General features: G+C 44.3%; 11 protein-coding genes. All 11 read right to left on the reverse strand.

The window, feature by feature from the left end; genetic code table 11:
- Positions 1-132: 132 nt before the first annotated feature.
- Entirely contained in the window at positions 133-2,310 is a 2,178-nt protein-coding gene (gene acsB / locus VMW39_03160) for an acetyl-CoA decarbonylase/synthase complex subunit alpha/beta (protein HUW23010.1), read from the reverse strand.
- A gap of 229 nt (positions 2,311-2,539) precedes the next feature.
- Complete coding sequence (locus VMW39_03165; GenBank protein ID HUW23011.1) at positions 2,540-3,829, reverse strand: FAD-dependent oxidoreductase; 1,290 nt, start codon at positions 3,827-3,829, stop codon at positions 2,540-2,542.
- A gap of 3 nt (positions 3,830-3,832) precedes the next feature.
- Entirely contained in the window at positions 3,833-4,297 is a 465-nt protein-coding gene (locus VMW39_03170; GenBank protein HUW23012.1) for a 4Fe-4S dicluster domain-containing protein, read from the reverse strand.
- A 2-nt stretch (positions 4,298-4,299) separates the two neighbouring features.
- On the reverse strand, positions 4,300-6,225 hold the full coding sequence (gene cooS / locus VMW39_03175) for an anaerobic carbon-monoxide dehydrogenase catalytic subunit (protein ID HUW23013.1): 1,926 nt from the start codon (positions 6,223-6,225) through the stop codon (positions 4,300-4,302).
- The gene (locus VMW39_03180; GenBank protein ID HUW23014.1) at positions 6,197-6,964 is read right to left on the reverse strand and encodes an AAA family ATPase; all 768 of its coding nucleotides are present in this window, start codon (positions 6,962-6,964) and stop codon (positions 6,197-6,199) included. The genes cooS and VMW39_03180 overlap by 29 nt, the downstream gene beginning before the upstream one ends.
- Positions 6,965-7,145: 181 nt before the next feature.
- Entirely contained in the window at positions 7,146-8,015 is an 870-nt protein-coding gene (gene ilvE, locus VMW39_03185) for a branched-chain-amino-acid transaminase (protein HUW23015.1), read from the reverse strand.
- A gap of 192 nt (positions 8,016-8,207) precedes the next feature.
- Positions 8,208-9,659 carry an aminodeoxychorismate synthase component I gene (gene pabB, locus VMW39_03190; GenBank protein HUW23016.1) on the reverse strand — a complete coding sequence of 484 codons (1,452 nt, stop codon included), beginning with the start codon at positions 9,657-9,659 and terminating at the stop codon, positions 8,208-8,210.
- 4 nt (positions 9,660-9,663) lie between these two features.
- The gene (locus VMW39_03195) at positions 9,664-10,725 is read right to left on the reverse strand and encodes a hypothetical protein (GenBank protein HUW23017.1); all 1,062 of its coding nucleotides are present in this window, start codon (positions 10,723-10,725) and stop codon (positions 9,664-9,666) included.
- Between the two features lie 121 nt (positions 10,726-10,846).
- The gene (gene hxlA, locus VMW39_03200; protein HUW23018.1) at positions 10,847-12,133 is read right to left on the reverse strand and encodes a 3-hexulose-6-phosphate synthase; all 1,287 of its coding nucleotides are present in this window, start codon (positions 12,131-12,133) and stop codon (positions 10,847-10,849) included.
- On the reverse strand, positions 12,130-12,555 hold the full coding sequence (locus VMW39_03205) for a secondary thiamine-phosphate synthase enzyme YjbQ (protein ID HUW23019.1): 426 nt from the start codon (positions 12,553-12,555) through the stop codon (positions 12,130-12,132). The genes hxlA and VMW39_03205 overlap by 4 nt, the downstream gene beginning before the upstream one ends.
- A partial coding sequence (locus tag VMW39_03210) for a hypothetical protein (protein ID HUW23020.1) occupies positions 12,555-12,808 on the reverse strand: 254 nt, incomplete at its 5' end. The genes VMW39_03210 and VMW39_03205, both read right to left, overlap by 1 nt.

The following is a 12,808-nucleotide window of genomic DNA, read 5'->3' on the forward strand; positions in this document are numbered from 1 at the left end:
CTTTAATATTTACTCCCGCATCCGAAACTGCCGAGCAGACCTTTGCCATCATGCCCACTTCATCAGGAGTCTCCACAATTAAATGATTGACTTTTGTCGCTTTAGCCATAACTTACTCACCTCCTTTTTCAATTATATCAATGGTTCCATCTCTAAAGCCGGGTGCTTCACCTTCTTCAAATATGAGAGAAGTTCCTCTGTTGTGGTGGCCACTGTCTCATCAGCAATTTTATCTATCAGGTCAGGAATTCCTTCCTCTTCGCACCTCTTTTTAAATTTATCTCCTAGTACTTCTTTGAGTTCTTTTGTCATCCATACTATGCGCTTTATCCCCCCATCAGCAGAGATAAACTTCCTGCTGATAATATAAAGTCTTCCAATACCCATAAAGCCCGGGGTCTGCGCTCCGCCACCCACAGAACCAGCCAGGGTGCTGAAAGTCATTCCTATGGGAGTCATACCAGCAAATTCCCTATTTACAATCATAAAACCATTCGTCTCAGGAAGTATAGCAATGATACACTCAAAGCACCCGCATGAAGTCTCCGGGCAACTTATTATGGAATAACCGTGGAAGCGGTCTAAAGTTTTGTTCGACTTTTGATAGATGAATTCATTCACTCCTTTCCACTCACCCCTTACCGGGTCAAGACATTCTCCTTTTTTCACCGGCTGGTTTGGTCCTGTGGGATTCAGTTCAAAAGAAGCCTTAGCATCAATGTAACTATAAGCGCCACATAATCCCAACCTCTCCGGTTTAACTATGCAAACATGATTCGGTGCAAACGATTGACAAAGGGTACAACTGAAATAGGTATCCACGCTCTCATCGGTCATTCCTGCCATACGTTCATCGCGTTCCTCGTAAGCTTTTTTTGCCTCAGAAATGTGTTTTTCCACATCTTCCTGTCGAGTGTAAATGGTAACCTGAGCCTTATCCACTATTGCCCCGAAGGTGTCGTGAAGGCGTGCGTGAATAATTACTCCAAAATGGCGAATCTTAAAGCCCTTCTTCTTCGCGTCCTTACTGATTCTTAACCAGCACATGTCTCTTTGTCCCATATGGAATATCCCCATAGCCTCGTTTAAAAAAGTATGAATCTGCCTCTCCAATATGGGCTCAAAATCCTTCTGCATCTTCCTGCCAGCTACTTCCACATAGATTCCCAAAGGCATAGCTCCACCCTCTTCGGCTTCGTCCACTTCCGGCCCAATTACTTCTATTTTTTCATCTTCCACTTCGTCCAAATCTCTTGTAGTGACATATTCAAAAGCAGTGGAATATTTCCCTCCAAACTGGACATACATCTGTTCTTTTCTTACTGTTTCCCCTTCAAAAGCAGCAGAATAGGAAACAGGAATGGGAATTTCCGTTACCCTCACCTTAACACCCCTCACTTGAATGCAGGTAGGAACCAGTTTCTTATGGTCGAGTTCTTTCACTAAATGTTCATAGGTGCAGATACCACTAGGTCTTATCTCGGGGATATCGGTATCGGCGATTATAGGAAAGCCCATGTTAATAGCTCCTGCACCAGTAGCATACTTCACATCATCCAGCTCGCCTAAAGTCAACCCAAAGGCGAATACTCTATTCTGACAATATTTGAGACACTTCAGTGCTTCTCCCTTCTTAAGACCACCAAAGGTGAGAGCCGATCTGATAGCCCAGTTGAGGGGATAGATTCCAGTTATAGTATCGCGTCCGTAAGGAACTATGTATGTTTCCCAACCCATTTGAACATTCTCTTCTTTAAGTTGGTCGATTATACTCTTGCCATTAGAACTAGAACCAACAAAACATATAATACTTCTCTTTTGAAATTCCCTAACTATCTCCACCGCCGTTTTGTTATCCGGAGCCGCACCTAATATGGCAGCAAAACCGGGCATCCTGCCATCTACCAATTGTATCCCATAACTTCTCATCCAGGTATCGGTATAGAAACCCACACAATCGGGTTGGGGTTCTTTGCCATATAGATATCTTATGGCAACAATAATCTCTTCTCCTAAGAGAGTGGCTATACCGGAATCGAGTGCATCACCAAGATAGGGAAGCCATAGAGACTGGCTCGGTTCCTCTCTCAAAAGCAACTTCGCTTCTTTCAACACAGGTACCATGTCTCCCAAATTCTTTACTTCTATTCCCAAAAGTGCATAGGCCATAGGAAGGAAGTAAGCTGTCTCGGGGAACTCAACTTTCTGTTCTTTTCCTTTCTCTTTAATCGCCTTATTTAAAGATTCCTCTGCCTCTCCCACTATTTTATGTGCGCCTCTGATTGCTGCTGTTGCCACTATCTTGGACATATTTACTCCTTTCGAAAATCAACATAGTCCCTTGGGAACTTCATTACCATTAATCGAGCGACCACCCCGCCTGCACGGGACACCTACAACGCAGAACTTCGCTCTGCAGCTACAACATTCAAAAGATAATAATATGGAGTCCTTGCGAAAGCAAGGTTTCCTCCTCCCTTTCGGGAGGACTCCAGGCTTTCTACGCCAAGAGATTCTTCGGCGATAAACGAACTATCTTCTAATAACTAATTATGGCTTCTTCAAATTCCCGCTCGGTGAATAACTCTTTCCCCTCTTTTATTATGGGCAAAATCTTGGCAAAATCGAATCTATCCTCTAAGAGCATCGTCTTTATCGGTGAAACATCTACTTTCTTTCTCATCAAAATCCCCATAACCCCTGCCTGCTCAATCCTATTGACCAGAATCATTCCCTGAAGTTTATTCTCTCTAAGTACCACTTTTTTATATACGAAGTTCTTCTCGTCCTCCTTAACCAACTGTTCATACTCTTTCTCTTTCGGTCGAGTTATCCCCATGGAAACTACCGGCAGTCCAAAAAATTCTACTGAATTCATAGCCAGAGACCCGTCATACTTCAATTTTTTCCCGACCATATTCAATCCCGCAACCCTTCCCTGAGCGACTGCACAGGGCCACAGGGCATTTATAGTCGACTGGCCAGTAATTAAATCTTTCGCCTGAGCTACATCGCCGGCAGTATATATATTTGGAAGATTGGTTTGAAGATAATCATCAACGATAATCCCATAATCAGTTTTTATTTCTGTGTCTTTTACTAACTTTAAATTCGGACTTACTCCCTTTCCCACAACTACCAGCTCGCACTCCAGTCTTCTACCATCATCCAGCACCAGGCCAGTAACTTCTTTGCCACCTAGAAATTCAACTGCAGCCAGTCCAGTCATAACCTGAATACCCTTGCCTTCAATCTTTTTCCTAATTAGATTTGCCGCTACTCTATCGAGCATCTGAGATAAGACCTGGTTCGATTTAACTATGACCTTAACTTCTTTATTCCTTGCATGGAGAGAATAGGCAGCTCTCAAACCTATCAAGCCCCCACCAAGAATAGAAACCCTGTTTACTTTATCCAGCCTATCATTAATTAATTGAGCATCACGGTAAGTCCTCAGGCCAAGAATTCCTTCCTTATCACTACCGGGTATCTCTAACATCTTGGGTGAGGCGCCTGTGGCAATCAATAACTTATCGTAAGTGAGTTCCTTTCCATTATCCAGGATGAGTTTTCTTTCTTCTGGCACCAGTTTCGTTGCCCTAACCCCGAGTAGAGCACCCACTTTTTCTTTCTCGTAAAAATCGCTGCTTCGGTATTTGAGTTTATCCTCGGCAAGTTTCCCTGCTATGAAGTATGTAATCAAGCAGCGGGAATAGAGGGAAAATTCCTCATCAGAAATAAGAGTTATTCTTCCTTCCTTATCCACACTCCTGATTGCTTCTATTGCATTAATTCCAGCTGCACTTCCTCCCACAATCACATAGTGCATAATTCACCTCTTCTCTTGCCCCAACTTTTTCTTGAACTCTTCCCAAGTACCTACAAAAAGAGCCTTTGTGGGACAACCTTCAACACAGGCAAAACTATCCTCTTTATCCGGACAGAGGTCGCACTTCAAAGCCAGACTCTCCTGCCGCGATATCGCCCCGAAGGGACAGACCATAATACACATCCAGCACCCCACACACTTATCCTCATCGTGCTTGGTAAAACCTTGTTCGTCTTTATACATTGCGCCTGACATACAAGCCTGAACGCAAGGCGCCTCCTCACAATGATGACAACGCAAAGGGAAAGGTTCCTTACTAGTGCTTCGTACAACTACCCTCTGGCGGGGTTTCTTCTCTTCCCTTATTGCCTGAAAGGTATTTTTACTTTCAGAATGCTCCACAGCACAGGCTATTTCACAAGACTTGCAACCCAGACATTTCTTTATATCGCAGAAAATCTTTCCCATTTCTATTTTACCACCATTTTTTCTCTTTCATACATTACTGGTTTCAACTTAAGTGCCTCTCGCTTCTTATTGATGTGGTCTATCATCAGGTGGGCAGCCTTTATAGGATCTGATTCAAAGGCGAAGTTCGCTCCCACAATCTTTTCCAATCTTTTAGTCAGTAAGTCAGTTACTTCTTTACTTCCCAAAATTGGGAAGGGATTGCCCAGCACAGTGAATACACCCGAAGCTACAACGTAGAATGCGATAGCCACTGCTTTCTCGCTCATCCATTCTGGAGCAGCTCCAGCAACAGGCAAGTCGGATATATCGTCACCCAAACCACCTTCGGCAACGACGTTAGAGAGAGTAATCAGGATTCGGCTGTTGTCCACGCAAGAGCCAACATGGAGAACCGGGGGAAGCCCTACTGTTTCGCATATTTCCTGCAAACCTTTTCCCGCGTATTGAAATGCAGCTTCCGGTTTCAAAAGTCCTGCCTTAGCACTGGCAATAGCTGAACAACCAGTGACTACCACCAAGACATCGTTCTTAATCAACTCCTTAGCCATCTCTACATGGCCCCAATCCTGCTTTATCTTGGGATTATTGCAGCCAACGATACCTGCTACTCCTCTCAATCTACCACTGATTATGGCATCGTTCAAAGGACGATAGGTAGCTCGGTATTTCCCTCCCAGAAATTTAAATACAGTCTCCGCAGTAAATCCCGCCACTAAATCCATTTTTTCATTGGGTATATTAACTTTCTCTTTCATTCTATTCTTGAAATTCTCCACCGCCATCCTTACAATCTTTTTGGCAATAGGCAGAGCTTCCTCTTCTTTAAACTCCACATGTTCTGCTCCGGGAAATTTTGCTTTGGGAGAAGTAGAAACTATCTTTGTATGGAAACATTTAGCTACCGAGGAAAGAGCTGGCATTATGCACTGAACATCCACCAGCATCAAATCGACCGCTCCCGTGGTTATGGCCAGTTCCTGCTGAAGGAAATTTCCCGCAATAGGAATACCATGGCGCATTAAAATCTCATTAGCAGTGCAGCAGATTCCAGCTAAGTTAATACCTTTTGCTCCGTTCTTTTTGGCAAGTTCGATGAGCTCCTTGTCCTGAGAAGCAGTCACAATAACATCTGAAAGCGTGGGCTCGTGGCCATGGACTACTAAGTTGACTTCATCCTGTTTAAGTACACCTAAGTTCACCTTGGCGCGGATGGGTCTGGGGGTCCCGAAAAGGACATCGGAAAGTTCGGTAGCAATCATAGAGCCACCCCATCCATCTCCTAAGGCAGTTCTCATACCATGAGTTATGAGATTTTCACAATCATTATCCACTCCCATGGTTGTACGATGCATTACCTCCACTATCTCCCTGTCGATTCCTCTGGGCATAATTCCCAGTTTCCGCCATAAGGCTTGTCTCTTCTCTGGAGCACGGTGAGAAAATTGCAGCTCTCCATGCTGCTGACCGAACTCAGAAAATACTTTTTCTGCCACTTCCTTTGTAATCTCTTTTTTATCTCTTCCATTAGTTTTTATTCCCAACTCGCCAGCGAGGGAAAGCAATTTCTGTTCATCTTTAACCCCGTAACCCTTTGTCTTTCCTTGAGCAGTCAATAGCAACGTATGGGCAATGTCCCGTCCGTGGTCAGAATGGGCAGCTGCCCCGGCAGCAATCATACGGGTTAAATTTCGGGCGGCAATAATCTCCGGTGTAGCTCCACAAACCCCTTTTTGAGGGCCCTCCTCAAAGGGGTCAATCCGGCAAGGTCCTAAAAGACAGTTCCTGCAGCAAAGACCAAGTTCACCAAACCCACACTGGGGAACCATTGTTTCATATCTATCCCAGGCAGTATCGATTCCTTCTTTTTCTGCAATCTCCAACAGTTCCTGGCTCGCCTTATCTATTGACTTGTCTTCCTTTTTCATTCTGCCTCCTTATTAGATTTTTCTTAATTTCTTTTATTTCTGCAATCATAGAATCTGTCACTTTATCGACTAACGTATTATTATACCAAATGAATCCCAGAATTTCAAAATCGGAACTATTCTTTCTAATGAAATCTATATCTTCATCGCCATGAACCTTATTACCCAGAAGAAAGACTCTTTCTATTTTCAAATCTTTTGCCAGAGACTTAATTCTAAATGCCGTCTCCATAGACCTCATGCTCGGCTCCACAACTACAATGAGACCATCCACTCCTTCTGCCGTACCTCTTCCTAAATGTTCTATTCCTGCTTCCATATCCAGAATTACCACATCTTCCTGACTAAAAAATAGATAGGAAAGTACTGCCTTAAGAAAAGCATTTTCAGGACAGAAGCATCCACTCCCGCCCTTCTTTACCCTTCCCATAAGTAGAAGTTTTATGCCCTGATGCTCTCTGGAAAACTTATCAGGAATATCGTCCACTTTGGGATTGAGCTTGAAGTATCCTCCCACTGTGCCGGGTTCAACCCCTGTTCTCTCTGCAATCAGTTCCTTCATCTCCACAAGGGGGACTATCTTCTCCGGTTCAGGAAAACCGAGAGTGGCTGCCAGGTTGCTGTCGGGATCAGCGTCAATAGCGATAACTCTCTTCCCATCCTGAGAAAAACTAAGTGCCAATCCTGCAGCCAGAGTAGTCTTTCCCACTCCCCCTTTACCTGTTATTGCCAATTTCATCCTTTTCTCCAACCTAACTGTTAAAAGATAGTTTGTGCCTTGGAGTCCTTGCGAAAGCAAGGTAATTAAATTCTGGAGTGTGAAACGAAAGTTTCACCCTGGTCAAGCTTTCGCTTGACACTCCACCCTCCCTTTCGGGAGGACTCCAAAACAAGAGAGAAATTCTTCAGGGTTGAACAAACTATCTTTTGACCTTAATTTCGTTTTTCACTAAGATTTTATAGGCCTTATGGATTCTCTGAGTGAGGGTACCTGGCTTTCCCTTGCCGATTCGACGACAATCGATTTCTACCAGGGGCATAATTTCAATTAAAGAATTAGTAAGGAAAGCCTCCTCTACTCCTATCAGTTCATCTAAGGAAATTCTTCTTTTATATACCTTAAGTCCCAGGCTGGTAGCCAACTCCAAGACGACTCTTCGCGTTATCCCGGGCAGTAACCCCGACTCTTCTGGTGGTGTAATTACAATTCCCCTTTTCACCAAAAAGATATTGCTCGTCGAAGCTTCAGTAACATCACCTACAGTATTGAGTAAAATTCCCTCATCAACTCCCTTGGCTTTTGCCTCTTTTCTGGCCAATATGTTATTTAGAAAGTTGAGTGACTTCAATCTGGAGAGTGGCGATGCCTGATTCTGTCTAGTCTCAACTACTGTAACTCTCCATCCTCTTTTATACTCTGAGAGAGAAAGTGGCTTGAACTTTCTGGCCACTATTACCAGAGTAGCTGAAGATTTAGATTTAGAAATTAAGCCAGTCTCGGAAACTCCTCTGGAAAGAGTAAGTCTTATATAAGCTTCGGAAAGATTATTTGTTTTTAGTATTCTCTTGATTATATTTTTTAGCTCTTTTCGAGTATAGGAGAAAGAGAGCTCTATTTCTTTTGCCGAACGGAATAGCCTATCCAGATGGTCTTCCAGGCGAAAAACTTCACCCCAATAGGCTCGCATTGTCTCAAATAGACCATCTCCATAGAGAAATCCTCTATCGAAGACGGAAATTTTTGCCTGGGTAAGATTCACAAAAGAACCATTGAGAAAGATTTTCTCCATATTCAGGATTCTTCCGACTCCCCACCCCTCCCTTTCGGGAGGACTCCAAAAAGACTCTGGAGTAGCAGCACCGCTTGCGGTGCGTTAGGAGTAGCAGAGCTTGCTCTGCGATAACTAATCGCGAGACAAGTCTCGCTACTCCAGCTCTGCGTTATTAACGCGAAACAAGTTTCGCTACTCCAAAGGCTCAGTTTATAAACTGCTTGGATGGGTAAGCGTCTCTTTCCCTTTTTCTATGGAAAGCGTTTTTATTAGAGCTTTGGCTTTATGTAGCGTCTCCTCATATTCTGACGCGGGATCAGAGTCGGCTACAATTCCGCCACCAGCGTGGAAGTATATCTTTTCACCAGTCATTACCATGGTTCTAATTACAATGTTGAGGTCGGTTTCGCCATTAAATCCTATGTATCCGATAGAGCCAGTGTAAACCCCCCTCTGATTTGGCTCCAGCTCATCGATTATCTCCATAGCCCTTATCTTGGGCGCACCTGTTATCGACCCCCCTGGAAAACAGGCTCTTAAACAGTCGATGTGGTCTTTGTCTTCCTTTAGCACTCCCTCCACCGTAGAAACAAGATGAAAGACTGTGGGATAGGTCTCCAGAGTGATGAGTTTGGGTACCTTTACAGAGCCGTATTCGCAAACTCTCCCCAAATCATTTCTTTCCAGGTCAACTATCATTATTAGTTCTGCTTTATCCTTTTCACTTTCCCAGAGTTCCCTGGCTAACTCTTTATCTTCGAGGTCGTCTCTACCCCGGGGCCGCGTGCCTTTGATAGGACGGGTCTCGACCTTTCTTCCCGATATGCGCAGGAACCTTTCGGGAGAGGCCCCTACTACACTGAGCTCAGGAAAATTTAACAAACTGGCAAACGGCGCCGGATTAATGCGACGAAGCTTCTCATATATAGTAAACGGCAAAGCCATCCGGGAGCATACAAACCTCTGGGAAAGGTTTACCTGAAAGATGTCTCCTGCCCTGATATACTCTTTGACTCTCTCTATAGCATCAAGATAAGCTGGCCGTGAAAAATTCGAGCTTATTTCCCCAATATTGTATTCTTCCCTGACTGAGAAATCTTCCCACGAAGCCTTGTTCAATTTATTCAGCATCTCTTCCAGTCGCCACTTGGCTCTCTCTCTTCTTCTGGCCGGTTCTTTTTCCGGAAGACCCGACGAAGAGATGAACAGTCTACCCGTTAAGTGGTCGAAAGATAACACCAGGTCATAAAAACCTAAATAGCAGTCGGGAAGTTGTAAATCGTCAAAGCTGTTTCTGGGCAATTTTTCCACGAAATGGCATAAGTCATAGCCAAAATAACCGACTGCTCCACCGGGAAAAGGAGAATGTCCAGAAGAAGCTAAGTTGTACTGAGAAATGAGCCGTTTGAGGACATCAAAAGGGTCTCCCGAGAATCTCTGAGTCTGTCCTTGTTCACAAATTTCAATCTGGTCTCCCTTGCTCTTGAACACAAGAAAGGGCTCACTACCGATGAACGAATACCTGCTGAAATTGCCTACGGAACCTCCACTTTCCAGGAAAAAGCTATAGCGGCTATTCAGAAATTGCCGGAATAACTTATGTGGAGGAGATAAAGTGGAAATTTCTCCTATCCACTGTAAGGGTTCGACTAACTCCTTCACTCACTCACCCCCGGAAATAGCTGGTTTTAATATTATCGGAAACTCCTCTGGTCAACTTCACTACTTTCTCAGCAACCTCTACCGGTAGAGTTCCTGTGCCGCAACTGGGAGTAATCAATAAGTTCTCCAGAATCCTTTCTCTCTCTACGCCTTTACTCCCTAAAAGTTTTAATCCATCTTCGAATCTTTTAATTAAACTGTTTATCTCCTCTTCCATTACCTGGGAGGATGCGGGCACAATTCCCCAGGCTAAGTAGCGGCCTTGACTTAAAAATTCTTTCAACTTCTCCGGGTACAAACTAATGGTTTCCAAATAACTATATGCATCAAAACTTATAATGTCCACTTTTGTGTCCATAAGAATCGACCAGTCTGTGTTCCCACAACAGTGTATCCCGGCAATCGCTCCCTCTGATTTAATGGAGTCGATAACCTCATTTAGATAATTTACTACTTCATCTCGACTTAGTGAGACGAAAGCAGAACCAAAGGATGCAAGATAGGGTTCGTCTATAAAAATAATAATTTGAGGGAAGACTTCTTTCATCCTGGTAATCTGCCAGCGAGCCTTCATCCCACAAGTCTTCACCACCGCATCCACAAGCTGCTCGTGGTAAAGAATGGATTTTCTATTTTCGTCGGTAACAGTAAGGCCGAAACTAATAGGACCAATAAGTTGTCCTTTAAGCGCCAGAATACTAACTTCCCCTTTCTCCTGGGAGAGTTTCTTTCTTACTTGTTCCATAAGGGAATAGAACCCTGCTGCGTAATCCTCACTAATCTTAAAATAATCGACTTTGTTCTCTATTATCTTTTCATAGAACTTCTCTAACTCCCCACTTATATCTCCTTCTGTCTGGAAGTAGACCTTTCCTTTCTCCTCATCTAAGACGAGACAAGGCATCCCTTCACTCGCCTGTATATACATATTCTCCCGTAAATTACGCTTGGGAAGTTGTGGCCAAGCCGGTATTTGAGGAAAACTCTCCAACACTATCTCACAGGCTCTGTCAACGTCCTGGTGGGGTAAGCTGCCAATCGCTGTACACACTCCCTTAAATTCCATTCTACTAGCCCCCTGGAGTAGCAGAGCTTGCTCTGCGATAACGCGAAACAAGTTTCGCTACTCCAATCGCGAAACAAGTTTCGCTACTCCAATCGCGAAACAGGTTTCGCTACTCCCTTTTTTACTTTTTCTCCCATTTCAAAAGTTCTGTAACTTTTCCCAGGGTCCCGCCTTGTTTAATCTCTTTTCGTATCCTGTTCTCCCTCTCTAATACGTCCATTGCCCGATTGGTAATTTCTACAACTCTTTTTTGAGGGATGACTACCACTCCGTCATCGTCTCCAAAGACCCAATCCCCGGGAAAGACCCTTACCCCGCCAACTTTTACAGGCACGCCCATTTCACCAAATCCCTTAGGCTCGCCTGCTGTGGGCGTAATAATTCGAGCAAAAGCAGGGAATTTGAGCTTCCTGATTTCTACCACATCCCTAATCGCTCCATCAATTACTACTCCCTCTATATTATTTTCCAGGCAACTGTTTGTAGCCAGCTCTCCCCATACTGCCGGTTCAACCCCTCCGGCATCAATCACAATGACGCTCTCTTGAGGTGCCTCATCGATTGCTTCCACTGTCTTCGCCCAGTCTCCAGGATAGGTCCTCACTGTGAATGCAGGTCCGATCATCTTAACGCCAGAACATACTGGACGAATACCTTTCAGTTCCCCCTGACGATGCATAGCATCAGAGATGTTTGCTGAAGAGACCTTGGAAAGCATCTCTCTGATATTCTCCTCAGAAACCCTTTTAAACAGTTCGCTTTTGATTTTAATCTTTTTTTCTATTGCCTTTTTAATTTCTGCGGTTGCCTTTTTGGCGTCTACGTTTTTAGTAATCGCTCCTCCCACAATAATAATGTTTGCCCCTGCCTCCACTGCTTCATGGGCGTTTTCGGAATTGACTCCTCCAGCAACAGCAATGGGAATTCCTATCTTGCCGGCAATTGCTCTCACTCCTTGAAAAGATGCTTTTCCTTCCATCTGCTCATCTATTGAGGCATGAACACCTATATAATCAGCACCCATTCTCTCAACCTCTTTTGCTCTTTCCCAGAGCGCATCAACTTCTAACAGGTCTACCATTATCTTTGCTCCGTAATGTTTTCCTGCCTCAATACATTCTCTTATGGTAGAGTCGCTGGCCAGCCCGAGAACAACCACCACATCAGCCCCTGCCTTGGCAGCACTCTCCACCTCAATTCTCCCCACATCCATTATCTTCATATCAGCCACCAACGTGGCCTTGGGAAACCTCTTTCTCAGCTCCCTCACCGCATCCAATCCACTACTTTTAATAAGGGGCGTCCCTGCTTCAATCCAATCCGCTCCACCCTGTAAAGCCTCCCCGGCAAGTTTTAATGCCCTGGGCAAATCAATAAAATCTAATGCTACCTGAAGTATAGGTTTCATTCCTGTTCCCCAATTATCTGTAGAATCACTTCTCTCTTTCTGGATCGGTTGTCAAAATCGACAAAGATAATCTGTTGCCATGTTCCCAAAATCAGCTCCCCATTTTCGAAGGGGACGGTCAGAGAGGGCCCCAGAAGACTTGCTCTCAGGTGTGAATGAGCATTACTGTCAAGATGGGTCTTATCGTGAAGATAACCTTTCTTCTGGGGAACGAGTCGCTCAATGACAGCGAGAAAATCTTCCACCAATCCCGGCTCATACTCCATAGTGGTTATCCCCGCTGTAGCTCCGGGAACAAAGATATTAACCACCCCCTTCCCCAGACCAGTCTCCTCTAAATTCCTCACAACCCGCTCGGTAAGGTTGACAATATCCACATTCCCTTGAGTGGAAAAACGAATCTTTCTAGAAATTATTCTCATTATTTTTTCTCCCTTTGCCACTTACAGGCAGTAAGTGTGTTTCTTAACAGCATCACCACTGTAAGAGGACCGACTCCACCGGGCACTGGAGTAATATAGGAAGCCTTCTCCACTGCTTCTTCAAACACCACATCGCCAACTGTTTTCATTTTGCGTTTTCCTTCGCTATCGACAACAGGTTTCCCTGCCTCATCCAGAAGTGGAACTCGATTTATACCCACATCGATTACAATTGCTCCCTGTTTAATCATAT

Source organism: bacterium (assembly GCA_035530055.1).
Lineage (GTDB): Bacteria > UBA6262 > WVXT01 > WVXT01 > WVXT01 > WVXT01.

Excerpts from the sequence above, each read along its gene's own strand:
- VMW39_03165 (HUW23011.1), bottom strand. The coding sequence starts at position 3,829 with ATGCACTATGTGATTGTGGGAGGAAGTGCAGCTGGAATTAATGCAATA.
- VMW39_03195 (HUW23017.1), bottom strand. The coding sequence starts at position 10,725 with ATGGAATTTAAGGGAGTGTGTACAGCGATTGGCAGCTTACCCCACCAG.
- VMW39_03205 (HUW23019.1), bottom strand. The coding sequence starts at position 12,555 with ATGAGAATAATTTCTAGAAAGATTCGTTTTTCCACTCAAGGGAATGTG.
- acsB (HUW23010.1), bottom strand. The coding sequence starts at position 2,310 with ATGTCCAAGATAGTGGCAACAGCAGCAATCAGAGGCGCACATAAAATA.
- VMW39_03180 (HUW23014.1), bottom strand. The coding sequence starts at position 6,964 with ATGAAATTGGCAATAACAGGTAAAGGGGGAGTGGGAAAGACTACTCTG.
- hxlA (HUW23018.1), bottom strand. The coding sequence starts at position 12,133 with ATGAAACCTATACTTCAGGTAGCATTAGATTTTATTGATTTGCCCAGG.
- VMW39_03170 (HUW23012.1), bottom strand. The coding sequence starts at position 4,297 with ATGGGAAAGATTTTCTGCGATATAAAGAAATGTCTGGGTTGCAAGTCT.
- cooS (HUW23013.1), bottom strand. The coding sequence starts at position 6,225 with ATGAAAAAGGAAGACAAGTCAATAGATAAGGCGAGCCAGGAACTGTTG.
- ilvE (HUW23015.1), bottom strand. The coding sequence starts at position 8,015 with ATGGAGAAAATCTTTCTCAATGGTTCTTTTGTGAATCTTACCCAGGCA.